Consider the following 23,827-nt stretch of genomic DNA (forward strand, 5'->3'; position numbering starts at 1 on the left):
AAATCAATTTTAAAAAATATCGGGCTAATCTCATAGATTTTAATCCCCTAAAACTCCTCATTAATTAATTCATGGTTAATCAATGCACCTGCTTTATTGCCTGCTCCGATGGCATTACTTACCGACCTAAACATCGTTGTATTATCACCTGCGGCAAAGATTCCTGCAATACTTGTTCTTTGAAAATCATCTACTTGTATATGACCTTGTTCTGTTAAAGTACAACCCAATGTTGCTGGGATTTTACAATGTTGCTCGAATGGGATTCTGGCATAAAGTGCGGCTAAACTTTGTTTCGTACCATTTTTAAAAACAACCTGTTTAATTATTCCTTTTTCATGTTCAACACTTTCGATTTCATCTTCAACAATACTAATGCGATGTGCCAAAAGTTTTTGATTTTGTTCTTTGGTCAGCGTAGATTTACCATTTGTAAAAAGCGTTAATTGTTTTGTCCAGTTGCTAATAAGCTTGCTAAATTCAAAACCCATTTCACCATTGCCCAATATACCAGTGTTTTGTTCTTTTACTTCATAACCATGACAGTACGGACAATGTAAAATAGAAATACCCCAGCACTCCGAAAAGCCTTTTATATCAGGCATGATGTCCGAAACACCTGTGGCAAACAAAAGCTTTTTAGCGACAAAAATCTCTCCATCAGCAGTTTGAACTTCAAAATTTTCATCATTCGCTTTACTTGCTTTCGTTGCCAATCCATTTAAAAAAGTAACAGTATCGTAGGCTAATACTTGGTTTTTAGCTTTTTGGGTAATGGCACTTGGGCTTTCTCCATCCAGCGTGATGACATTATGAGAATGTGGTGTTTGGATATTACAAGGCTTTCCGCCATCAATGATAAGTACTTTTCTAAGTGATCGTCCCAAAGCCATTCCTGCCGAAAGCCCCGCATAACTACCTCCAATAATAATTACGTCAAATAGATTTTCCTTTGTCATATAAGTGTGTTTTATCTTTTATGAAACAAAAATAAGTTATTTATGCAACACTGTTGCATAATAAGATAAATATATGATTGTTTTTTGGAAAAAAGAGTATAAAAAATCCTGTAAGATTTTTAAAACCTTACAGGATTAAACGTTATTGGAATGGCTATACCAACTTAAAAATTCTGTCCATCAAAAGCCATTTTTCTCCTTCTTTGGCGATAGGTAATGCCGATTGATATTTCCACATTAGGGTTTCCCATTCTTGTACTTTTGGATTGCTGGCATCCATTTCTCCTTTTTTAGTGAATGAAAAATCGTCTTCGGTTTCCATAATCATAAACAGTCGATTCATGATTCTATAGATTTCCATGTCTATAATTCCAGCACCTAAAATACTCGCTTTAATTTCTTCCCAAACATTTTGATGATAGGCTTCATATTCTGCGATTAGGTTGGGGTCATTTACTAGGTCAAGTGCAAGGCAAAATCTTTTCATTGTTTATTTAATATTTTTTAGATGAATTTAACCAATAAGTAAAAAAAGTATTGGAATACTCTTTTTGCTGGCTAAATCTTACTCATTCCAAGCATTACCGACTTCACTCAAAGGCATACACGCAATGAATGCTCCCGGAACGGGGTCGTAAGAAAGGATTTCTTTACCAACTTTTTCAGAAGTATAATAGCCCAAAAGCGTCAGACTTTTTACTCTTCTAAAAAATGCCACGGGATCTGGTTTGGCTACCAAAGTAATTCCCCAAGCCGAAGGTGGCAATTTGCCTGCTTCTTTGTCGGCTTTCAGTAAAAAGGCTTCTCTTTCTTGTTCATTGCACTCTATAAAAGGCTTTTTATTGGCTTCCTCACAAGTTTCGTCAAATTTTTCTAAGTCTTCTACAAAGGCTTTTTGGTCTGCTTCCGAAAGCATTTCTTTTAACATTTTATCGATAAACTGAGGCACACCCAATTCTTTTGCTCCGGGCGTTTCGGTTTTAGGTAAAATTGTTTCAGCAATTTCAGCAATCAAATTTGCTTGATTATTGGATAGAAAAACTGGTTGCCAATTCAATTGAGCTTCTTTTTGACAAGCGATAAAAAGCTCCGACAATGCTCCAGCCGAAAGGCTATAACCCAAGAATAAAGTGGTATTTTTAAGGACTTCTCTGCGGTTCATAAGGCTATAAATTTTTACGGTTCAACTCACTCACGGCAAAATCAACCGCTCTCGCCGTCAATGCCATATAAGTAATAGAAGGATTTACACAAGAAGAGGAAGTCATACAAGCACCATCCGTAACAAAAACATTGGGTACTGCATGAATTTGGTTATTGCCATTGAGTACCGAAGTTTTTGGGTCACGACCCATGCGGGCAGTTCCCATTTCGTGTACGCCAACGCCCAAACTGCCTGCATTATCAAAGGTTTTTACATCTTTGAAACCTGCTTTTTCTAACATTTCTGCAGCATCAATTCTGATTTGTTCACGCATTTTCATTTCGTTTTCTTTCAAACCTGCGTCAAAAATCAATTGCGGAATGCCCCATTTATCTGTTTTTTCGGGGTCTAAGCTTACTTTATTTTCGTGGTAAGGCAATACTTCGCCAAAACCCATTAAAGTCATTCCCCAACCGCCCGGTTTGAAAAGTGATTCTTTAAATGCTGCTCCAACGCCTTCGCCACTTACGCCTCTTCCCCAGTTACTTCTGCCGCCGCCAGCTCCTTGGTAATCGTAACCACGCACAAAATTTGGATTTTTAGAAGCTGCATCCAAATTCACAAATCTTGGAATAAATAAGCCCGTCGGTTTGCGTCCTTTGTAATATTGGTCTTCAAAACCATCATGCGAACCCATCGCACCTGTTCTGTAATGATGATCCATCAAATTATGACCTAATTCTCCGCTATCATTTCCCATTCCATTGGGGAAACGATTGGATTTAGAATTCATCAAAATTTGGGTTGTTGCCAAAGTGGAAGCACAGCTAAAAATGATTTTTGCTTTGAAAATAATTTCTTCTTTTGTTTCGCTGTCGATTACTCTTACACCTGTGGCTCTTTGAGTTTTTTCATCATAAATGATTGAATGAACAATAGAATTGGGGCGAATAGCGAAGTTTCCTGTATTGTTTGCCGCTGGCAAAGTAGCGGAATTACTGCTAAAGTATGCTCCATAAGGACAGCCTCTTGAGCAACGATTGCGGTTTTGGCACTTTCCACGACCTAAGGCAAGGTGTTGTGGTTGTGGTTCGGTGAGGTGAGCTACTCGTCCTGTAGTGACTGGGCGACCGTTGAATTTTTTAGCTACTTCTTGGCGAAAATGTTTTTCTAAACAATTCAGTTCGATAGGAGGGAGGAACTCGCCGTCGGGCAGATGGTCTAAACCTAATTTTTCACCACTTACGCCTACAAATTTTTCAACATAAGAGTACCACGGAGCTAAATCTTTGTAGCGAATGGGCCAGTCGATACCGATGCCTTCTTTGGCATTGGCTTCAAAATCTAAATCACTCCAGCGATATACGTGCTTTCCCCAAGTAAGTGTGCGACCGCCTACATGATTCCCACGAATCCAGTCAAAACGCTGTTTTTCTTGATAAGGATTATCAATATCGTTCGTAAAAAAATGCTTTACAGATTCTCCGACAAAGCCACTTCTGATTTGAATATGATGTTTTTGTTGGTCTTCAAAACTAAGTCCGCCACGATGAGGCATATCCCAATGCTCTTGCATCATGGTTGGATAATCTTCGATATGATTGACCATTCTTCCTTTTTCAAGTACCAAAGTTTTCAAACCTTTTTCACAAAGTTCCTTGGCAGCCCAACCACCACTCATGCCAGAGCCAATTACGATGGCATCATAGCTATTTTCCTTGTTAATTTTAATGTTTAGATTTGACATAAATTTTATATAAAATTGTATTCCTCTAAGGTCGAAGATATTTCTTGAAAATGCAATCCGACTTATGCTGAATGCTCAATAATTCTACTTGATTCACGCACAATCAACTCCGAACGTAAGGTAATGGCGTTGGTTTTATCTAAATTCATTGTTCCTTTCAAATGATTAATCATACTTTTCACAGCGATTTCGCCCATTTCCTTGGCTGGATAATGAATCGTGGTAAGTTTCGGAGCAATTACTTGAGCAACAGGGTCATTATTAAAACCCACCACAGAAATATCATTCGGTACATCAATTCCCATTTCTTTTAATGCCGAAATACAAGCAACGGCACATAAATCGCTGGCAATAAAAAGAGCATCAGGACGATTAGGCATCGCTTTAATTCTTTGAGCCACCTCTTTGCCTGCTTCCAAATTCAGAGCTGTTTCCCACAAAAATTCTTTTTGAAAAGGTATTTCGTTTTCCAACAATGCTTGCTGATAGCCTTTTAGTCGGTCGGCATACACATTTCTTTGAAGATTTCCTGTGATGTGCAATATATTACTTCTTCCTTGTTGAATTAAATGATTGGTTGCTTCGTAGCCTGCTTTTGTGTTATCTATTACAATACTTGGGCAATTGTTGTTTTCTAAAATTCGGTCGAAGAAAATGAGGGGAATTTTCTTTTTTAAGAAAGGCTGAAAATGCTCGAAAGAATCAGTATCAAAAGCCACCGAAACCAACAAGCCATCTACACGACTATTGAACATGGTTTGGGCATTGGCAATTTCCTTTTTTTGCGACTCAAGCGACTGACTGATAATCAAATTAAAGCCTTCTTCGTTAGCAATTTTTTCCATACCCGCCAACACGGTGGACATGATATAACTATTCAATCTCGGCACAATAACGCCAATTGTACTGGTACTTTGCTTGCGTAAATTACTGGCAAATTTATTAGAACGATAGCCCAATTCTTCGGCTTTGGCGTTTACTAAAACCTTTGTTTTTTCATTAATGGCAGGATGATTATTCAAGGCTCTACTGACAGTAGCAGGTGAGATTTGTAGCTGATTTGCAATATCATAAATCGTGATTTCTTTTGCCATGATGAAAATAGTATTACTGTTTTTTGCCTTGTCTGAGGTATTTAGTTAAAAAATATTTACTCAAAATATAAATGCAATGATAAAACAATTTTATGCAATATTTTAATTTGTTGCAAAATAGTCAATGTTTTTCTTTAACCTTTTCTAACCTGATTTTTGTAAAATATTGTTCATAAATAATTCAAAGAGCTTTTTTAAAAATTGACAAGTACTTTAAAATGTGATATAGTAAGAATTATTGTAAAAAATTTAATGCAACCGATTGCATAATAAAAATTAATTTTCATCTTTACGATGACATTCGGAAACATTTAAAATTGTAAACAAGTAGAAAAGTAGCTACATGGTTCTTTTAAAAAATGAATGTTTGAAAAACTATGAAAAGATAAATACTATGTCACAAGAACAGAAAAACAACCTCTCACGCAGACAGTTCCTTGACCTAAGTATCAAAGGAACTTTGGCAAGTACAGTCATTGCTGGTTTTCCGACGATTGTTCCCGCTTCGGTATTTGGAAAAAATGCTCCGAGTAATAGAATCAATATTGGAGCGATTGGAACTGGAAGAATTTCAAGAGGACATGATATTCCGGGTGTTTGGAAGTACGATAATGCCCAAATCATAGCAGTTTGCGATGTGGATAGTAACCGTGCTGACTTAGCGAAAAAATTAGTGAATGAGTATTATACCAAAAAATCAGGAAAAGATTTTGACGGCGTAAATACTTATACCGATTACCGTGAATTGTTGTTGAATAAAGATATTGATGCCGTTTTGGTCAGTACGCCCGACCATTGGCACGCTCCGATTGTGATTCATGCGGTTGGTGCAAAAAAGGATGTATATATGCAAAAACCTGCTTCCTTGACGATTTCGGAAGGAAGAATGATGGCAGATGCTGTAAAAAAATCGGGAAGAATCGTACAAGTTGGTTCGCAACAGCGTTCGTCTAATCAATTTAGATATGCTGCCGAATTGGTCAGAAATGGCAGAATCGGTACTTTGAAAACGGTTTATGTAGGTTTGCCGGGCGACCCTTCGGGCGATGAAGAAGTAGCAATGCCAATTCCGAAAAACTTAAATTATGATATGTGGCTCGGCACAACGCCCGAAGTATATTATACCGAAAAAAGAGTACATCCACAAGTTGGTTTCGACCGTCCGGGTTGGTTGCGTTGCGAACAATTTGGAGCGGGCATGATTACGGGTTGGGGTTCACATCATATAGACTGTGCTCACTGGGCAATGAATACAGAATATACTGGGCCAATCGAAATTTGGGGAAAAGCAGATTTTCCTAAAAAAGGACTTTGGAATGTTCATGGTATTTTCACGACGGAAGCTTTGTATGAAAATGGTGTAAGAATGGTAGTAAGTAATGAATTACCGAATGGAATAAAATTTGAAGGAACAGAAGGCTGGATTTTTGTTTCGAGAGGTGATTCATCTGTTACAGCCAGCGACCCAATTGCCAAACAAATGGCTGCAAAAGCTCTTGATGCCAGCGACCCGAAAATCATTACTTCGGTGATTGGTGAAAACGAAATTCATTTGCCAATGAGTAAAGACCATCATGGCAACTGGTTGGAAAGTATTGTTTCCAGAAAAGAACCCATTGCACCTGCCGAAGTTGGGCATCGTTCATGTTCTGCTTGTTTGTTGCATCATGCAGCGATGAAACTGAATCGCAAATTATATTGGAATCCGAAAAAAGAACGCTTCGTTAATGACCCAGAAGCAAATTTATTATTGGCAAGAGAACAAAGAAAACCTTATGCGATAAAAATATAGCTTTCGGATTTCGGGTGTTGGATTTCAGATTTCGGGTATCGGATTTCTGAATGAGACACAGAGAAACTCAGAGCATACACAGAGTTTCACAGAGATTAGCGAAAATACTCTGTGAAACTCTTTAAAAACTCTGTTAAACTCTGTGTATAATTGACCCAAAATCAATTAATAAAGCAAATAAAAAAAGCTCAAAGCTCACAGCTATAAAAAAACATGAAATTTACTCATTTCAATACAACACTTCTTAGTATAAGTTTAGGTTTGTCTTCGCTTGCTTTTGCTCAGAAGCCTAAGCAGACTGTAAAACTTATCACACTTGACCCTGGTCATTTTCATGCGGCTTTGGTGCAGAAAAATATGTATCCAGAAGTAAGTCCAACTGTGCAAGTATATGCTCCCGTGGGCAATGATTTGCATTATCATTTAGACAGAATCAATTCTTATAATTCAAGAGCTGAAAATCCGACTTCATGGCACGAGAAAATTTATGCAGGCAATGATTATCTCGAAAAAATGTTGGCTGAAAAAGCAGGAAATGTAGTCGTGATTGCTGGAAATAATAGAATCAAAGCAGATTATTTGGCAAAATCGGTCGGAGCAGGCTTTAATGTACTTTCCGATAAACCGATGATTATTGATGCCAAAGATTTTCCGAAACTTCAAGCGACCTTTAAAAAAGCTGCTGAAAACAAAGTACTGCTTTATGATATTATGACCGAGCGTTATGAAATCAGTACGATGTTGCAAAGAGCTTTTGCGTTGATTCCTTCGGTTTTTGGAAAACTTGAAAAAGGTACGCCCGAAAACCCAGCCGTTACCAAAGAAAGCGTTCATCATTTTTATAAATATGTTTCTGGAAGTGTACTCACAAGACCTACTTGGTTTATGGACGTAGCCCAACAAGGAGAAGGAATTGTAGATGTAACTACGCATTTAGTTGATTTGATTCAGTGGGAGTGTTTTCCAGCACAAGTAATTGATTATAAAAAAGACATCAAAATCACCAATGCCAAGCGATGGACGACTGAAATGACTTTAAATCAGTTTAAAACCATCACGAAAACAGAAGGATTTCCAGCATTTTTAAAGAAAGATTTAGCCAATGATACTACTTTGAAAATTTATGCCAATGGCGAAATCAACTATCAATTGAAAGGCGTTCATGCCAAAGCTTCTGTGATTTGGGCTTATAAAGCACCCGAAGGCGGGGGCGATACGCATTACTCCATTATGCGTGGCACAAAAGCCAATCTGATTATTCGTCAAGGAGCAGAGCAAGCTTACAAACCCACTTTATACATTGAGCCTGTGAATGTTTCGGGAAATTATGAAGCAGAAATTCAAAAAGCAGTAGCTGAATTACAAAAGGATTTTGCAGGGATTTCAGTGAAAAAAAATGCCAAAGGTTGGGAAGTAATTATCCCAGAAAAGTACAAAGAAGGACATGAAGCACATTTTGGAAGAGTAACAGAAAAATACTTAGCATTTTTGAAAGAAGGTAAATTACCCAATTGGGAAGTACCGAACATGATTTCAAAGTATTATATCACTACCAAAGCTTTAGAAATTGCCAAAAAGACTAAGTCAGCTAAATAAAACCGTATTGAAACCATGAAAAACGAACAAAATAAACGTAGAGATTTTCTTAAAAATGCCCTTGCTTCGGCGACTGGTTTGGTATTATTACCCAGTATTTCACAAGAAGTAGTGGCAAATTCAACACAGAGTAAAACAATCGTATCGCCTTATATTCACAAAAATATTGCTCCAAAAATCAAATTTTCCGTGATTGGAATGAATCATGGACATATTTATGGACAAGTAGAGGCTGTCATTCGTGGCGGTGGTGAATTGGTTTCATACTTTGCGAAAGAAGCAGATTTGTTGAGCAATTTTGCTAAAAGATACCCTAATGCCAAACAGGCATCAAGCGAAGCAGAAATTTTGGAAGATAAATCTATTCACTTGGTTTTAAGTTCATCCATTGCCAGTGAAAGAGCTCCTTTGGGTATTAGAGTAATGAAACACGGAAAAGATTTTATGTCGGATAAACCGGGTATTACTACACTTGAACAATTAGCAGAAGTAAGAAAAGTACAAAAAGAGACTAAGCGAATATATTCAATTATGTTCAGTGAACGCTTTGAAAATAAGGCTACAGTAAAGGCTGGAGAATTGGTAAAAGCAGGAGCGATTGGCAAAGTAATTCAAACGATTGGTATGGGCCCGCATAGAATCAATCTTGCTTCAAGACCCGCTTGGTTTTTTGATAAAAAACAATTTGGTGGCATCCTTTGTGACATTGGTTCTCATCAATGTGACCAGTTTTTATTCTTTACAGGTTCGACCAAAGCGGAAGTAGTAAGTTCGCAAGTAGCGAATTATACCCACAAACAATATCCTCAGTTTGAAGATTTTGGCGATATGGTTTTGCGTGGAAACGAAGGAACAGGCTATGTAAGAGTCGATTGGTTTTCACCTGATGGTTTAAAAACGTGGGGGGATGGTCGCTTGACGATTCTTGGTACAGAAGGTTATATCGAAATTCGTAAAAATATAGATATTGCCCTTCGTGATAGTGGTAATAATTTATACTTGGTAAACAACAAAGAAACGAAGTACATCGACTGTAACAATGAAGTATTACCTTATGGCGAGCAATTGGTAAATGATATTGTGAATCGTACAGAAACAGCCATGAGCCAAGAACACTGCTTTTTAGCCACAGAATTGTCGATAAAAGCACAAAAATTTGCTCGAAATGTGGTGGTTTAGCTATCAGCTTTGAGCTTTTTTATTAAAATCTATGATGCTGATTAATGGACGTTTTATGAAAGCCACAGAGAGCCACAGAGAATAAAAGAGTTTCACAGAGATTATTATAATGACTCTGTGAAACTAAATAGAACCTCTGCTAAACACTGTGTAAGAAAATTGTCCAGCAATCAGATTAAAATAATTCATCATTCAAAACTCAAAACTCACAACTCAGATGATGCACACAATGCGTTGGTTTGGTCCCAACGACCCAGTTTCTTTGATGCACATTCGCCAAGCAGGTTGTACGGGCGTAGTTTCTGCTTTGCACCAAATACCTGTTGGAGAAGTTTGGACGATTGAAAAAATTAAGGAGAGAATCCAAATAATTGAAGCGGATAATGATAAATATTCGCCTCTTACTTGGGCGGTTGTAGAAAGTTTGCCAGTCCACGAAGACATTAAAAAAGGCTTGCCTTCGAGGGAAATTTATATTGAAAATTATAAGATTTCACTCCGAAATTTAGCGGCTTGTGGCATCAAAACGGTATGTTATAATTTTATGCCCGTATTGGATTGGTCACGAACAAACCTAAATTATGAAATGCCTGATGGCTCAAAAGCTCTACGTTTTGTTTGGGAGGATTTTGCTCTTTTTGATTTGTACATTCTGAAAAGAGCAAAAGCTCCTTTAGATTACACGGAAGAAGTACAAGCTTCAGCTTTGGAAAAGTTTCAGAAAATGACTGCCGAAGAAATCGCTTTGCTGACCAATACCGTTTTATTGGGTTTACCCGGTTCGGAAGAAGCATTTGAGCTTAGTAATTTTGAAGCTTTATTGGATAATTACAAACATATTGGCGATGCAGAACTGCGAGCGAATTTGTATTATTTCGTGCAACAAATTGCTCCATTGGCTCAGGAATTAGGTGTGAATTTATGTATTCATCCCGACGACCCACCAAAATCTTTGTTAGGTTTGCCCAGAGTCGTAAGTACTGAAAATGACTTAGCCCAATTGATGGACGCTTGCGATGTGGTAGCAAATGGTATTACTTTTTGTACAGGTTCTTTAGGCGTGCGAGAAGACAATGACTTACCAAAAATGATTCAACGCTTTGGTGAACGCATTCATTTTTTACATTTGAGAACGACCAAAAGAGAAGAAAATCCACTCAATTTTCACGAAGCCGCTCATTTAGCTGGCGATGTCGATATGTACGAAGTGGTAAAAGCGATTGTGTTGGAACAAAATCGTAGAAAAGCAGCCAATGAAGGTGTTTTTGCTATTCCTATGCGACCAGACCACGGACATTTAATGTTAGATGATTTGGATAAAACAGGAAAGAGTAAGTCATATCCCGGTTACGCTGCCATTGGTCGATTGAAAGGTTTAGCAGAATTAAGAGGTTTACAATTGGGGATTGAGCGTAGTTTGGAGTAAGTGTATATGCCATCATTGTTTAAGAAAATTTATCTAGAATGTTCAAAAAAATACTTTACCTTTTATTGCTTTGCCTAAGTACAAAAACTTTCGCAGATGATGGCTATCGTTTGTGGCTGAAATATGATTTAATCAAGAAGCAGCAAGAGCGAGAAAGTTATGCTCGTCTAACAAAATTCATAGTTGTCAATTCTCAACTTGACATCATAAAAACGGCTTCCATTGAATTTCAATCGGGTTTAAAAGGCTTGTTAGGAAAATCCGTTCCAGTTGTTACTTCTTCAAAAAGTACTGGAGGAATTGTCTTTCAATTGTCTCTCAACAAAGATTTGAATGAAGAAGGTTACTCAATTACAAGCCAAAATGGTAATATCGTCATCAATGCCAATACTGAAAAAGGCATTTTGTACGGTACTTTTGAATTACTCAGAAATATTCAAACGGGAAAATCTTTGGCGAACATTTCGATAGTAAGTAATCCTAAAATTCAATACAGAATGTTGAATCATTGGGACAATCCACTCGGAACAATCGAAAGAGGTTACGCAGGTTCTTCTTTGTGGAAATGGTACGAATTGCCTGAAAATATCGACCCACGTTATAAAGATTATGCCCGTGCGAATGCCTCAATTGGCATCAACGCAACGGTGGTAAATAATGTAAATGCCAGTGCAAGATTTATGACAAAAGAGTACTTGTTGAAAGTAAAAGCTTTGGCAGATGTATTTCGTCCTTACGGCATTAAAGTATTTTTATCTATCAATTTTGCGGCCCCGAAAATTCTCAAAGGAACAAAAACTTCCGACCCACTCGACCCACAAGTACGTGCTTGGTGGCAAGCTAAAACACAAGAGATTTACAGCATCATTCCAGATTTTGGAGGATACTTGGTAAAAGCTAACTCAGAAGGCGAACCCGGCCCACAAGATTTTGGCAGAACCCATGCCGACGGAGCGAATATGTTGGCAGAAGCATTGAAACCCTACACTGGCGTAGTAATTTGGAGAGCATTTGTGTATAAACCAAGTTCAAAAGACGACCAAAAAGGCGACCGCTACAAAGAAGCTTACAAGGATTTTAAACCTTTGGATGGACAATTTGATAAAAAAGTAATCGTACAAGTAAAAAATGGGCCGATAGATTTTCAGCCACGTGAGCCATTTCATCCACTTTTTGGAGCAATGCCCAAAACGCCTTTGGCAATGGAATTTCAGATTACACAAGAATACTTAGGTTTCACTACTAATTTGGTTTATTTAGCACCATTGTTTAAAGAGTGCTTAGAATCAGACACTTATGTAAATGGAAAAGGTTCAACGGTGGCAAAGGTGATAGATGGTTCTCTTCACGATTATCAATTAACAGCTATTGCAGGCGTAGCTAATACGGGTTCGGATAGAAACTGGACAGGGCATTTTATGTCGCAAGCCAATTGGTATGCTTTTGGTCGTTTGGCTTGGAATCATGAATTATCATCTGAGCAAATTGCTGATGAATGGGTGAAAATGACATTGAGTCACGAGCCAAAAACGGTTAAAACTGTCACCAAACTTTTAATAGAATCTCGTGAAAATTATGTGAATTTCACTACTCCTTTGGGTTTGCATCATATCATGGGACAAGGCATTCACTTTGGGCCAGAGCCTTGGTTGATGAAAAGCGACCGTCCCGATTGGGCTTCGGCATATTATCATCGTGCTGATACTTTAGGGATTGGTTTCGACAGAACAAAAAATGGCTCGGAAGCACTTTTACTTTACACGTCCGAAGTGCAAAATCAATGGAACGACCCAGCCAAAACGCCATTACCTTATTTATTGTGGTTTCATCATGTTGGCTGGAAAACAAAATTATCAACAGGCAACACCCTTTGGGATGAACTCTGTACTCGCTATTACACAGGTTTAGCCTCTGTAAAAGATATGCGTAAGCAATGGGATTCTGTAAAACCCAACATTGATAAAGAAATTTTTGAAGACGTAGCAGGGCGTTTGGCAGTACAAGAAAGAGAAGCCATATGGTGGCGTGATGCTTGCGTTTTGTACTTCCAACAATATTCAAAAATGCCAATTCCTGCCCAATTCCCGAAGCCTGAAAGGAGTTTAGAAGAAGTAAAAAAATTGGTGGAGATTTATCAGCTTAGATAGCTTTCGGCTGTGAGCTTTGAGCTGAGAGTTCGACACAGAGTAACACAGAGAATATAAAGAGTTTCACAGAGAAATATTACCATACAACACTCTGTGAAACTCTTAAAACTCCGCTAAACTCAGTGTCACAAATGCGTTCTTAAATACTTTAAATTAAAAAGCTGATGGCTCATAGCTCACAGCTAAAATAACTTATGTTTTCATTACAAGGAAAAATTGCCCTAATTACTGGGGGCGGAAGTGGAATTGGCTTTGCCATTGCTCAGTGCATGATTCAAGCAGGAGCGAAAGTAGTCATTACGGGCAGACGTGAACAAATGTTAAAAGATGCTGTGGCTGAATTAGGCGAAAGTGCTTTTTATTTCGTCAACGACGTAACAGCTTTAGAGCATTTAGAAGATTTAGTGGAGCAAATTGAAACACAAATTGGAGCGATTGATATTTTGGTCAACAATGCGGGAATCAATATGAAAAAATTTGCGGTAGAAGTAACAGACGAAGAATTTAGCAGAATTGTCAATACCAATTTGAATGCCGTTTTCGCCCTAACTCGTGCTTGTGCCAAAAAAATGCTTCCACGCAAAAGCGGTTCAATTTTGATGATTTCTTCAATGGCTGCCTATTATGGTATCGACAGAGTAGTGGCTTATACGGCTTCAAAATGTGGGGTTGAAGGCATGGTAAAAGCTTTAGCCATGGAATTTTCTACCGAAAATGTTCGTGTAAATGCGATTGCTCCAGGTTTTATCGAAACGGCAATGTCAAAAACCGCTATGAATTCCGACCCAGCCCGAAAACACAAAGCCCTCGACAGAACGCCAATGGGCTATTTCGGTCAGCCCGAAGATATTGGCATGGCGGCAGTATTTTTATCGTCTGATGAGGCAAAGTATATTACTGGTGCTTCACTTCCTGTGGATGGCGGAAATTCAATTGGGTTTTAATATTGTTTTAGGCGGTAAGCTACAGGCTTTAGGCGTTAAATTTTTGAAGCAAACAGCCTATTGCCTAAAGCCAATGCTTAAAGCAAACCAAGTGTTCTTATCTGTTCTATGTTATTATTGTAATAATCTTGAAAAAGATAGATATTGTCATAAATTTGTCTTCAATCATATTAAGACAATTTAAACGATTTACAACTCAAAGCTCAGGCTTCATTTCAAAATTTATTATCCATGAAAAAACAATTTTTAACTGCTTTTTTCCTTGCCACTTCGATGGCTGTTTTTGGTCAATCAAAAAAGCCTATTTCCCAACCTTTGGTTTCACATATTTTTACCGCCGACCCTTCGGCTCATGTGTTTAACGGAAAAATCTATATTTATCCATCACATGATATTGAATCTGATACCAAACGAAATGATGATGGAGGAAGTTTTGATATGAAAGATTATCGTATTCTATCAATGGATAAAATCGGAGGAAAAGTAACAGACCACGGCGTAGCTTTAGACATTAAAGATATTCCTTGGGTTGGTCGCCAGTTGTGGGCTCCTGATGCAGCTTTTAAAAATGGTACTTACTATTTATACTTTCCTGCAAAAGACAAAGATGATATTTTCAGAATGGGTGTAGCCACCAGTAAAAGTCCTGTTGGACCATTCAAAGCTGAACCAGCACCTATCAAAGGAAGTTTTAGTATCGACCCATGCGTTTTTAAAGATACGGACGGAAGCTTTTATATGTATTTCGGGGGAATTTGGGGCGGACAATTGCAACGTTGGAAAACAGGAACTTATGAGCAAAATGGAAAATTGCAAGAAGATAATCAGCCAGCTTTAGCTCCTAAAATTGCGAAGTTAAGTAAAGATATGTTGAGCTTTTCCGAAGAAGCAAAAGATGTAAAAATTCTTGATAAAAATGGAATAGAATTATTAGCAGGCGATAATAACAAACGTTTTTTTGAAGCTTCTTGGTTACACAAGTACAAAGGGAAATATTATTTTTCTTATTCTACAGGCGATACACACTTAATCGCCTATGCTACTGGTGATAATCCTTATGGGCCTTTTACTTATCAAGGTGTAGTCTTGAATCCTGTTGATGGCTGGACAAACCACCATTCAATTGTTGAAGTAAAAGGCAAATGGTACTTGTTCTATCATGATGTACAACTTTCTGGAAAAACACATTTGAGAAATGTAAAAGTGACTGAACTGAAGCATAATCCAGACGGAAGTATCCATACAATCACCGCTTATAAATGATTCTTTAACAATTAACTATGAAAAAATCAGGTACTTACCGTTGGACGATTGTCGCCTTACTATTTTTTGCCACAACCATCAATTATCTTGACCGTCAAGTAATTGGTTTGTTGAAACCAACACTCGAAAAAGAATTATCTTGGACAGAAAGTGATTATTCTAAAGTAGTAATGGCTTTTACAGCAGCCTATGCCATCGGCTTATTAATATTCGGAAGAATTATTGATAAAATCGGGACTAAATTGGGGTACACGATTTCCATTATTATTTGGAGTATCGCTGCTATTTTTCATGCCGCTGCCAAAACTACTTTAGGCTTTAGCATTGCCCGTGCGTCTTTGGGTTTTGGTGAAGCCGGAAATTTTCCTGCCGCAATCAAATCGGTAGCGGAATGGTTTCCTAAAAAAGAAAGAGCTTTAGCCACAGGTATTTTCAATTCAGGAGCAAACATTGGGGCAGTTGTTGCCCCCATTATGGTTCCGTGGATTTTAGGAGCTTATGGTTGGGAAGAAGCCTTTATCATCACAGGAGCAATTGGTTTTGTTTGGTTGATATTTTGGTGGCTTATTTACGAATTGCCTGCTCGCAAAAAAAATCTTTCAGCCGAAGAATTTCAGCATATCCATAGCGATAACGAAGAAGAAATTACGGGAGATTCTGTGCCGTGGCTTCAATTATTTAAGTATAAACAAACGTGGGCTTTTGTAGCTGGTAAATTCCTGACTGACCCTATTTGGTGGTTTTTCTTGTTCTGGTTGCCTTCGTATTTTTCTTCGACATTTGCTTTAGATTTGAAAAAACCAAGCCTTCATCTTGCCGTTTTATATACTTGTACAACCATTGGAAGTATCGGAGGCGGTTATTTGTCGGGTTATTTTATCAAAAAAGGCTGGACGGTTTTTAAAGCTAGAAAAACAGCGATGTTAATTTTTGCAGTATTGGTAACGCCAATTATGCTGGCTCGTTACGCTTCTGATATTTGGGTTGCAGTGTTTTTAATAAGCTTGGCGGCTTCGGCTCATCAGGCTTGGAGTGCCAATATTTTTACCATTGTTTCAGATATGTTTCCGAAAAAAGCCATTAGTTCAGTCGTAGGCATTGGTGGCATGGCTGGTTCTTTGGGAGGAGTGTTGTTTCCTTACTTTATTGGAATTATTTTGGATAAATACAAATTATTAGGTGACCTTAACGGTGGCTATAATATCATCTTCTTAGTTTGCGGATTTGCTTATTTGTTAGCTTGGGGAATTATTCATTTACTTACCCCAAAAATGCAGAAGGTAGATTTGTAAGTAAGGTTTAATATAAAAAGAAAATCCCCCAGTTGGTAATTGCTGATTGGGGTATTTTTTGTTTTTTTTGTAACTTTATCTGGTTGTATGAATGCTTAGTTTAACCAACGACCAGATAGAGGTAAAGCTTATAAAATTTCTCAAAAACAATGATAACACTTAATGATATACATTTTCCTGTCTTTGCAATCGCTATAAATCATACAGTATCTTCCATTCCTAATATGTCAAGATTACAAAGATGTACATTGGCAACGTTTAAAAGCGGATGGTACGAAGACTTAAAATTATATGATTCAGTAGGTAATTTATTTATTGTTGAAAAAGTAGAAAGAGTTAAAATATACTTTTCTATTGACCTTCTTTTCCTTAATCCTTTTATTCAGATATCGCTACTGTTATCTAATAAACTGCATACTTATGATTTTGATGATTTAAAAAAAATAATTCAAGATGATATTAGAAATTATCCTGAATATTGGGATAATATAAATTATAAGAAGGGAATAATGAATGAAATCAGGAACTCAAGCAATATGGAGAATTTATATAAAGCATATAGTAAATAGCAATGTCCCCGCCCCTGGTCGTAGGAACGCTTCGCTTAACTAACTACCAGATAGAGGCTTGCATAGTATAAAGAATATAAAATAATTAAATAAAAAATCAACCCTTTAAAGTACATCTAAAATGACCATCGGAATCTCAGTTTTTGTCCTATTACTCATTGTAGTCATTATTTATCTAACATATCTAATAATTACAAATAATAAAAGCCTCAATTCTCTTAAAGTGACTTTATTCCACTTGCAAGATGTTAATGCCCAAAACACAGAGTTAAAAACCAAAATAGAAGCTCTGTCTAAATTTGAAAAAATTCTGGATGTAGAAGCAGAAGCACAGAAAATCATGGAAAATACAATCCATGAATCTCAAAATATATTAGATGAAGCTAACCAAAAAAGTATTGAAGCTACCAATAGAGCTGAAAGAATAATCGATTTAGCAAAAATTGAAGCTAACAATATAAATCAAGAAGCAAAAGTTACGCTTTCAGAAGCTAAAAATAAAGCTACCGAAATTAAAAAAGAAGCCGAACTCAATGCTGAATCAATAAAAACACAGGCTCAAAATCTCTTGTTGAAAGTAAATTCTGAGTACAATCAAACTATTGCAAATGCCAGAGTTGAAGCTAACAGAATTTCAAATGGAGCATTGGCAGCAATGGAAAAAGCCAAAGAATTAGAGAATACAATTAAAGCTTTAAAGAATATAATAGAAGGATATGGTGACAGTTACATTATTCCTACTTTCGGCTTATTAGATGAGTTAGCCCTTGCTTGGCGTTGTGTTTTCCCTCGCTTGGCGTAGTGTTGTTCACTACGTCAGTGCGTCAGGCGTTCTTAGAACGCAACCGAGTCCGTTTACACACTTCGCCAACTAGCGAAAGTATTAAGCAAAGCGTTACTTGTGCTAAACTTTAATTCAGTTTCAACCTAAATTAAAACAAACGTCCAATACACAGTCTTGAACGAGATGAGCGTCCCCATCTGGTCGTTGGTTAAGCGAAGCGTTCCTACGACCTAAAACAGAGAAGAGCGTCTCGCTCGCAATTGGCTACAAGGAGTGAGTGAGTTATTGACAAATTTAAAATAAAGTGCTGAGTTAATTAATTTTCCAAATATTACTAAATTATGGTTGAACGGGACGCTCTTTTTACTTTAGGGTCGTAGGAACGCTTCGCTAAACCTAACGACCAGACCGAACTCCATTGAAGCGAGCTGTTACTCGGATTTTCAGTGTTGGAACTCCATTGAAGCGAGCTGTTACTCGGATTTTCAGTGTTGGAACTCCATTGAAGCGAGCTGTTACTCGGATTTTCGGTGTTGGAACTCCATTGAAGCGAGCTGTTACTCGGATTTTCGGTGTTGGAACTCCATTGAAGCGAGCTATTACTCGGATTTTCAGTGTTGGAACTCCATTGAAGCGAGCTGTTACTCGGATTTTCGGTGTTGGAACTCCATTGAAGCGAGTTGATACTCAGATTTTCTGTATTGGAACTCAATTGAAGCGAGCTGTTACTCGGATTTTCGGTGTTGGAACTCCATTGAAGCGAGCTATTACTCAAATTTCCCTCACTTGGACTTGTGTATTCAAAACTCCAAGTGAGGGAATAATTATCCAGATAAAATGCTGTTACAAAGGCATCACTTACATACTCCCAAAAATCTCTTTTGATAGCTTTTTGTCTAAATCGTATAAATCTTTTCTGAAATTAATTTGTCCAGCACTATCAACCCATGTAGTAAAATAGACAATATAAACGGGAACGGTTGGACGCACACGTATGCCATATTCTTTATCAGTACTTAGAATTTTGTTGACTCTATTTTCATTCCAAGTAGAATCTTTTCTTAATAAATAAAGGGCTAATCGGTTGGGTTCGGCAACTCTTATACAGCCGTGGCTGAAAGCTCGTTTTGATTCATTGAACAATCCTTTTGATGGCGTGTCGTGTAGATAAATACTGAAATTGTTCGGGAACAAAAACTTAATTTTTCCTAGTGCATTGTCGTCGCCTGGTTTCTGTCGGAAAGTAAAAGGCACATTAGTATTGTCTTTATATTTTTTCCAATTGATTTTGTTCGGATTAACCACCGTATTGCCTGAAAGTACTTCCATATTATTGTTAGCCAAATAATTAGGATTTCTTTTTAGTTTTGATAAGATTTCATGGCGAACAATACTCGTCGGAATGCCCCAATAAGGATTCAAGACAATCGTTGATAAATTTCCTTTGAAAATACTGGTTTGGGTAGCAGCTTTTCCCACTACTACGTTCATCGCCCAAGCTTTTTTACCATTTTCAAAAATGTGCAATCTAAATTCTGGTATGTTTACCAGTAAATAATCTTTTTCAATTTCAACAGGAACCCATCTGAGGCGTTCCATATTAATCATAATTTGTTTGATTCTGGCTTCAATCGGAAGATTCAATTCTTTGATGGTGGCGGCATCTAAATTCCCGTTTTGAGCTAAGCCCATTCTTGATTGATACTTTTTTAGGGCTTCTCCTAACGAATCCGTAAAAGCAATACTTCCGTCATTTTCACGGAGGTCGCCAGTCAAGAGTAAGTGTTTTTTTACATGAACAACGCATGAATCACTATCGCCAACGGCTATTCGTTTTTTATCGGTAATTACTTCCTGCCAAGCACCTTTTCGCTGAATACTTCTGTATTCACGGAGTTTGTCTTTTAATCTAATATAAAATTGATTGACAGGTTCTTGTACTTTTTCTCCTTTAGAAAGTGAAACTAAAGAATCTAATAAAGCTTGGTAGTTTTTCTTTTTTCTAGGAATAAACCATTCTAAGTCAAAAGTATTTTTCGCAATTCCACCATAAGCTTTTTCAGCATATTTAAAAAAAGTGCTAGTAAGCAAAAGCTCTAATTCTTGTGCTTGTGCTTTTTGCTTAACAAATTTTTTCTCGTCGTTTTGGGCAAGTGCCACTAAATCTTCAAGGCGACTATTGTGTAAACTACTATCGGCAAAATCTTTTTGGAAGGTAGATAATTGATGGTAAAAGTCAGTTACAGAGTGCGTTAAGCCATTTTGACTAAGCCATGCAAATTGGAAGTTTCTTCTTGAATAAAATGCTTTTACTTCATTTTGTATCGTATCAGAGTATTGATTTTTACTGAGGAAAGTATTCACAATGGAACTATCCATTACTAAATCTGTGAAATTTTGTGGTGTATAAATACTTGAATCAGGCAATACTCCACCTCTTTTCTTTTGTTCTTTATCACAACTAGCAATCATCAAAAGCACAAAAACAAAAGTAAATAGCTTAAAGTAAACGTATTTTTTTTTCATGTAAAATAGTCAATTTAGAAATATTCGGGTAGCAAATCATTTAAAATTTAGCTATGAATATAGAGTAAACTACCGTTTGCTAATACTGGAATAACTTTAGGAATCAAATCATTTGGTAAAGCTGGACAACCATAACTTCTACCTAAACGACCAAACTTCTGAATAAACGTTGAACTTACATACGACGCTCCGTGAATAATTATCTCCCTACGACGAGCATTGTCGTTTACTCCTTTTTGCAAACCATATAAAAGTAATGCCAAGCCATGCTTTGGACTTGTAATTTTACTGCCAACCAAATAGAAGCCAAGACTGCTTTGATGGGAATCTATTTTATTAGAAAACGCATGAGCCCAATTTTCACCAGACTTTTTCCCATGAGCTACCAACGAAGAAAAGAGTAATTTCTTTTTAGAGATGTCAATCACAAAAAAGCGTTCTACATTGGATGGAAGAGAAAAATCTACAATGGTAACAATAGGCTTTGATGGATGAAAGGTTTGATAGCCTTCTACAGATTCCTTAAAAGCACTGTAGCTGACCAGACCGTTTAACTGGCAATCTGCATAAAGTATTTGGGTTTCATCAAGAACGACAGCAGTTTTTGGTGGAATTGGTTTTGCTAAACAAAGATTTAGCAAGAGTACAATTGCGTGGAAAGTGAAAGTCATATTATTTAATTTCCTTGTGTTTTGTTTCTATACTAACAGCATCGTGTCTATTTTCATTGCAAACCGACAAAAATATCTTTTCTCATAACTAGACTTCTTTATAAATCCTATTTAGCAAGATTAGCATAATGGCAATAATTAATACGAAATTATCATAAAATGATTCAAAATACACCTTTTTGTTAACAAACTGATATTGTTGGAATTATTTTCAGGTTAAACAGTCAATGTACTTTTGTATCAGAAAAACGCTTCAGCAAAGTTTAATTTTTCATGAACACCTTCCGAGTTGAAAATCAACTCAAAGATACAATCAGACAAGTCTATTAAAACAGACGCCTTCACTCACTAAACTTTTATCCAATTATGAATAGGTATGCTCTTTTGCAGAAGAAATACTTGTTTATAGAAAAAATAAATTGATGAAAAAAATATACTTTTTACTCCTTTTTTGGCTGACCTTATCGAGTTTTCATTACTCGCAAGCACAAAGTGCAAAAGCCAATTATGAACTGCTAAAAGGCAAAAGTTTTGTCCAGTCTAAAAATTATTATCTCCTTACTTTATTTCAAAACCTGCCAGAAGTCAAAAATTTTCTAAGTAATGATGCAGTGCTGAAAAACATCACAAAACAGAAAATAGAAGCCTTGAATAATGCCACCAATCAATGTCAAAGTAAAGTAAGTTGTATCGCTGAAAGTATGCAATTTTCTGAAGCTGAAATTCAGGAAATCAGTAAACGTTTGGGCGAACTTTATACCGAAACTAATGCTTTGGGCAAAATGGTTTCAGTACATTTAATTCCTTCAGGTACTTATATTTTATCGCAGAAACTACCTGCCAAAGAGCAATTAATCAAAGCTTGGGAACAAGATGCTCATGGCATTAATTTCACGATTGGTGTTTATGTAGCGGGACAAAAGCCAAATTATCCAAATATTGATTCTATCAGCTTTAAGGTTACGCACAAAAGCTATCCTCAACTGTTGGGCGATTTACACAAAACACTTCTTGAAGAAACAAAAAATGACAATTTGTTTTTTGAGCCATCGCTTACTGCGGCTTTGTTGGCTTTAGAAATTAACGAACGAGAACAAGTGGCTGATTATGAGCCAATGGCTTCAACAGTAAATAAATTAGCATTCGATAGAATTAAAACGATTAACTGGAAAGCTTTTCCATACGCAGTAATTCTTGTACCAGGTGCTGGGCCAGAAGAGCCAGAAGTAGCTTTAAGTGCCGAAGGAATGTTGCGTTGCAGAGTTGCTGCTTTGCGTTATTTTGAAGGATTAGCCCCATTTGTGGTGGTTTCGGGTGGAAATGTTCATCCTTATAAAACTAAATTTAATGAAGCCATAGAAATGAAAAAATTTATGGTTGAAAAACTTAAAGTACCAGCAAATGCCATTATTGTAGAACCACACGCTCGCCACACCACAACCAATATGCGTAATACAGCTCGTTTGATTTTCCGTTATGGAATGCCTTTCGACAAAGCTTGTATTACTTCTACTTCAAAATCACAAAGTATGTATATCCAAGAATTGAATTTGGATAAACGTTGCGAAAAAGAATTGAATCATGTGCCTTACCGAAAAGGCAAACGCTTGTCGGAAACTGAAGCCGAATTTTATCCGCTTATCGAAGCACTCCAAATCAACGCACTTGAACCACTTGATCCATAAAATAATGAGTGATTGAGTGATTTAAAAAAGTACTATTTTATTTAATCACTCAATCACAAATCACTCATTCACAATTAGAAATTCACAACTAACAACTTACTCATGAAAAAAACTATCATAGAAATGAGTGGACTTTTCCTCTCTGGTATTTTGAGTTTTTGTTTTTTAGCACAAAAAGTTACTGTAAAAGACCTTGAGCTAACGCTTAAAAATGAGTTTTCGATTGATTCTCTTGGAGCTGGGCAAGGCATCAGTATTCAAGATGAAAAAGCATTTATTTATGGCGATCGAGAAGTAGGAATGATTCGTGAATATGTATTGAACGATGATTCTTTAACTTATACAGGCAAAGAAATACAATTGAGTTTGGCGGGAAAAGATGTGATAAATCATCCTACGGGCATCGCATTTCATAAAAATCAACCAACTTTTATCGGGAACAGTATTCGATTAAATCCAGAAGGAACACTTTGGAAAGCCATGATTTATTTGGTTGACTGGAATGGTTTACAAAAAACAAAAACGCTTGATGGTAATTTGTTGAATACGATTGAAGATGATGCCTGTATTCAAGGCACTCGTCCAGAATATGTACAGTATAAAAACAAATGGTTTGTAGCAACAGCCGATTATGGTAACAAGAAAAACGAAGTACGTTTATACAATACGTTAGCACTGAAAACTGCTAAAAAAACTTCAGAAGCAGGAGTACTTTATAAGAAATTTACTTGTAGTGCTTTTGTACAAAACTTACTTTGGGTTCCTGAGAAAAAAGTATTGGTGTTAATCCAGAACCAAATTGAAGGACGCAGATGGCGATTTACTTTCTTGGATTTTGAAAAATCTTTAGAGACAGGACACGAAGTAGTTCTAAAAACAATGGACTTTGATAAAACCGATGAATTAGAAGGTTTTGCACTAACCAAAAACATTCAAAAAGGTATTGCGGTAACGTCTGCTCGCAAGGCAAATGTGCATCTCGTAAGTTTAAAATGGTGAAAATATAATC

20 protein-coding genes are annotated in these 23,827 nt (G+C 36.9%); 12 read left to right on the plus strand and 8 right to left on the minus strand.

Annotated elements, in window-relative coordinates:
- Positions 1-47: 47 nt before the first annotated feature.
- The 5 genes from HNP25_RS06445 to HNP25_RS06465 form a co-directional block, all read right to left on the minus strand.
- Complete coding sequence (locus HNP25_RS06445) at positions 48-959, minus strand: NAD(P)/FAD-dependent oxidoreductase (RefSeq protein WP_184132128.1); 912 nt, start codon at positions 957-959, stop codon at positions 48-50.
- Positions 960-1,113: 154 nt separating this feature from the next.
- A complete protein-coding gene (locus HNP25_RS06450; protein WP_184132131.1) occupies positions 1,114-1,446 on the minus strand; it encodes an L-rhamnose mutarotase in 333 nt (110 codons plus the stop codon).
- Between the two features lie 78 nt (positions 1,447-1,524).
- Complete coding sequence (locus tag HNP25_RS06455) at positions 1,525-2,121, minus strand: gluconate 2-dehydrogenase subunit 3 family protein (RefSeq protein WP_184132134.1); 597 nt, start codon at positions 2,119-2,121, stop codon at positions 1,525-1,527.
- 4 nt (positions 2,122-2,125) lie between these two features.
- Entirely contained in the window at positions 2,126-3,850 is a 1,725-nt protein-coding gene (locus tag HNP25_RS06460) for a GMC oxidoreductase (RefSeq protein ID WP_184132137.1), read from the minus strand.
- A 62-nt stretch (positions 3,851-3,912) separates the two neighbouring features.
- Positions 3,913-4,944, minus strand: a complete 1,032-nt coding sequence (locus HNP25_RS06465) for a LacI family DNA-binding transcriptional regulator (RefSeq protein WP_184132140.1) — start codon at positions 4,942-4,944, stop codon at positions 3,913-3,915.
- A gap of 394 nt (positions 4,945-5,338) precedes the next feature.
- Here HNP25_RS06465 and HNP25_RS06470 point away from each other — a divergent pair, with 394 nt between their 5' ends.
- The 10 genes from HNP25_RS06470 to HNP25_RS06515 all read left to right on the plus strand — a co-directional run bounded on the left by HNP25_RS06470 (position 5,339) and on the right by HNP25_RS06515 (position 17,954).
- Positions 5,339-6,736 (plus strand): Gfo/Idh/MocA family protein, encoded by a 1,398-nt coding sequence (locus HNP25_RS06470; RefSeq protein WP_184132143.1) that lies wholly within the window; start codon positions 5,339-5,341, stop codon positions 6,734-6,736.
- A gap of 213 nt (positions 6,737-6,949) precedes the next feature.
- Complete coding sequence (locus HNP25_RS06475) at positions 6,950-8,332, plus strand: putative oxidoreductase C-terminal domain-containing protein (RefSeq protein ID WP_184132146.1); 1,383 nt, start codon at positions 6,950-6,952, stop codon at positions 8,330-8,332.
- Between the two features lie 15 nt (positions 8,333-8,347).
- Positions 8,348-9,511 carry a Gfo/Idh/MocA family protein gene (locus HNP25_RS06480; protein ID WP_184132149.1) on the plus strand — a complete coding sequence of 388 codons (1,164 nt, stop codon included), beginning with the start codon at positions 8,348-8,350 and terminating at the stop codon, positions 9,509-9,511.
- A gap of 217 nt (positions 9,512-9,728) precedes the next feature.
- Entirely contained in the window at positions 9,729-10,937 is a 1,209-nt protein-coding gene (gene uxuA / locus HNP25_RS06485; protein ID WP_229202805.1) for a mannonate dehydratase, read from the plus strand.
- 38 nt (positions 10,938-10,975) lie between these two features.
- Positions 10,976-13,084 carry an alpha-glucuronidase family glycosyl hydrolase gene (locus tag HNP25_RS06490; protein WP_184132153.1) on the plus strand — a complete coding sequence of 703 codons (2,109 nt, stop codon included), beginning with the start codon at positions 10,976-10,978 and terminating at the stop codon, positions 13,082-13,084.
- Between the two features lie 194 nt (positions 13,085-13,278).
- Complete coding sequence (locus tag HNP25_RS06495; RefSeq protein ID WP_184132156.1) at positions 13,279-14,028, plus strand: SDR family NAD(P)-dependent oxidoreductase; 750 nt, start codon at positions 13,279-13,281, stop codon at positions 14,026-14,028.
- A gap of 273 nt (positions 14,029-14,301) precedes the next feature.
- Positions 14,302-15,291, plus strand: a complete 990-nt coding sequence (locus HNP25_RS06500) for a glycoside hydrolase family 43 protein (protein WP_229202809.1) — start codon at positions 14,302-14,304, stop codon at positions 15,289-15,291.
- Between the two features lie 17 nt (positions 15,292-15,308).
- Entirely contained in the window at positions 15,309-16,583 is a 1,275-nt protein-coding gene (locus HNP25_RS06505; RefSeq protein ID WP_184132162.1) for an MFS transporter, read from the plus strand.
- Positions 16,584-16,732: 149 nt separating this feature from the next.
- The gene (locus HNP25_RS06510) at positions 16,733-17,152 is read left to right on the plus strand and encodes a hypothetical protein (protein WP_184132165.1); all 420 of its coding nucleotides are present in this window, start codon (positions 16,733-16,735) and stop codon (positions 17,150-17,152) included.
- A gap of 223 nt (positions 17,153-17,375) precedes the next feature.
- Positions 17,376-17,954 carry a hypothetical protein gene (locus tag HNP25_RS06515; RefSeq protein ID WP_184132168.1) on the plus strand — a complete coding sequence of 193 codons (579 nt, stop codon included), beginning with the start codon at positions 17,376-17,378 and terminating at the stop codon, positions 17,952-17,954.
- A 316-nt stretch (positions 17,955-18,270) separates the two neighbouring features.
- On the opposite strand, the gene HNP25_RS06520 is transcribed toward HNP25_RS06515, so the two are convergent.
- From HNP25_RS06520 to HNP25_RS06530, 3 genes are all read right to left on the minus strand, one after another.
- The gene (locus HNP25_RS06520) at positions 18,271-18,711 is read right to left on the minus strand and encodes a hypothetical protein (protein WP_184132171.1); all 441 of its coding nucleotides are present in this window, start codon (positions 18,709-18,711) and stop codon (positions 18,271-18,273) included.
- Between the two features lie 83 nt (positions 18,712-18,794).
- Positions 18,795-20,462: a L,D-transpeptidase family protein gene (locus tag HNP25_RS06525; protein ID WP_184132173.1), complete on the minus strand. Its 1,668-nt coding sequence runs from the start codon at positions 20,460-20,462 to the stop codon at positions 18,795-18,797.
- A 47-nt stretch (positions 20,463-20,509) separates the two neighbouring features.
- Positions 20,510-21,133 (minus strand): murein L,D-transpeptidase catalytic domain family protein, encoded by a 624-nt coding sequence (locus tag HNP25_RS06530; protein ID WP_184132176.1) that lies wholly within the window; start codon positions 21,131-21,133, stop codon positions 20,510-20,512.
- A gap of 422 nt (positions 21,134-21,555) precedes the next feature.
- Here HNP25_RS06530 and HNP25_RS06535 point away from each other — a divergent pair, with 422 nt between their 5' ends.
- Together HNP25_RS06535 and HNP25_RS06540 are read left to right on the plus strand one after the other, a co-directional pair.
- Positions 21,556-22,818 carry a YdcF family protein gene (locus HNP25_RS06535; RefSeq protein WP_184132179.1) on the plus strand — a complete coding sequence of 421 codons (1,263 nt, stop codon included), beginning with the start codon at positions 21,556-21,558 and terminating at the stop codon, positions 22,816-22,818.
- A 102-nt stretch (positions 22,819-22,920) separates the two neighbouring features.
- Positions 22,921-23,817, plus strand: coding sequence for a hypothetical protein (locus tag HNP25_RS06540; protein WP_229202806.1), 897 nt, complete (start codon positions 22,921-22,923; stop codon positions 23,815-23,817).
- Positions 23,818-23,827: the final 10 nt, after the last annotated feature.

This window comes from Arcicella rosea (assembly GCF_014204325.1).
In the GTDB taxonomy this organism is placed as follows: Bacteria; Bacteroidota; Bacteroidia; order Cytophagales; family Spirosomataceae; genus Arcicella; species Arcicella rosea_A.

Bases quoted from the DNA above. Each gene is read 5' to 3' on its own strand.
- HNP25_RS06470 (WP_184132143.1), top strand. From the start codon at position 5,339: ATGTCACAAGAACAGAAAAACAACCTCTCACGCAGACAGTTCCTTGAC.
- HNP25_RS06535 (WP_184132179.1), top strand. From the start codon at position 21,556: ATGAAAAAAATATACTTTTTACTCCTTTTTTGGCTGACCTTATCGAGT.
- HNP25_RS06540 (WP_229202806.1), top strand. From the start codon at position 22,921: ATGAAAAAAACTATCATAGAAATGAGTGGACTTTTCCTCTCTGGTATT.
- HNP25_RS06525 (WP_184132173.1), bottom strand. From the start codon at position 20,462: ATGAAAAAAAAATACGTTTACTTTAAGCTATTTACTTTTGTTTTTGTG.
- HNP25_RS06530 (WP_184132176.1), bottom strand. From the start codon at position 21,133: ATGACTTTCACTTTCCACGCAATTGTACTCTTGCTAAATCTTTGTTTA.
- HNP25_RS06490 (WP_184132153.1), top strand. From the start codon at position 10,976: ATGTTCAAAAAAATACTTTACCTTTTATTGCTTTGCCTAAGTACAAAA.
- HNP25_RS06495 (WP_184132156.1), top strand. From the start codon at position 13,279: ATGTTTTCATTACAAGGAAAAATTGCCCTAATTACTGGGGGCGGAAGT.
- HNP25_RS06480 (WP_184132149.1), top strand. From the start codon at position 8,348: ATGAAAAACGAACAAAATAAACGTAGAGATTTTCTTAAAAATGCCCTT.
- HNP25_RS06510 (WP_184132165.1), top strand. From the start codon at position 16,733: ATGATAACACTTAATGATATACATTTTCCTGTCTTTGCAATCGCTATA.
- HNP25_RS06505 (WP_184132162.1), top strand. From the start codon at position 15,309: ATGAAAAAATCAGGTACTTACCGTTGGACGATTGTCGCCTTACTATTT.
- HNP25_RS06455 (WP_184132134.1), bottom strand. From the start codon at position 2,121: ATGAACCGCAGAGAAGTCCTTAAAAATACCACTTTATTCTTGGGTTAT.
- HNP25_RS06465 (WP_184132140.1), bottom strand. From the start codon at position 4,944: ATGGCAAAAGAAATCACGATTTATGATATTGCAAATCAGCTACAAATC.
- HNP25_RS06460 (WP_184132137.1), bottom strand. From the start codon at position 3,850: ATGTCAAATCTAAACATTAAAATTAACAAGGAAAATAGCTATGATGCC.
- HNP25_RS06450 (WP_184132131.1), bottom strand. From the start codon at position 1,446: ATGAAAAGATTTTGCCTTGCACTTGACCTAGTAAATGACCCCAACCTA.
- HNP25_RS06445 (WP_184132128.1), bottom strand. From the start codon at position 959: ATGACAAAGGAAAATCTATTTGACGTAATTATTATTGGAGGTAGTTAT.
- uxuA (WP_229202805.1), top strand. From the start codon at position 9,729: ATGATGCACACAATGCGTTGGTTTGGTCCCAACGACCCAGTTTCTTTG.
- HNP25_RS06475 (WP_184132146.1), top strand. From the start codon at position 6,950: ATGAAATTTACTCATTTCAATACAACACTTCTTAGTATAAGTTTAGGT.
- HNP25_RS06500 (WP_229202809.1), top strand. From the start codon at position 14,302: ATGGCTGTTTTTGGTCAATCAAAAAAGCCTATTTCCCAACCTTTGGTT.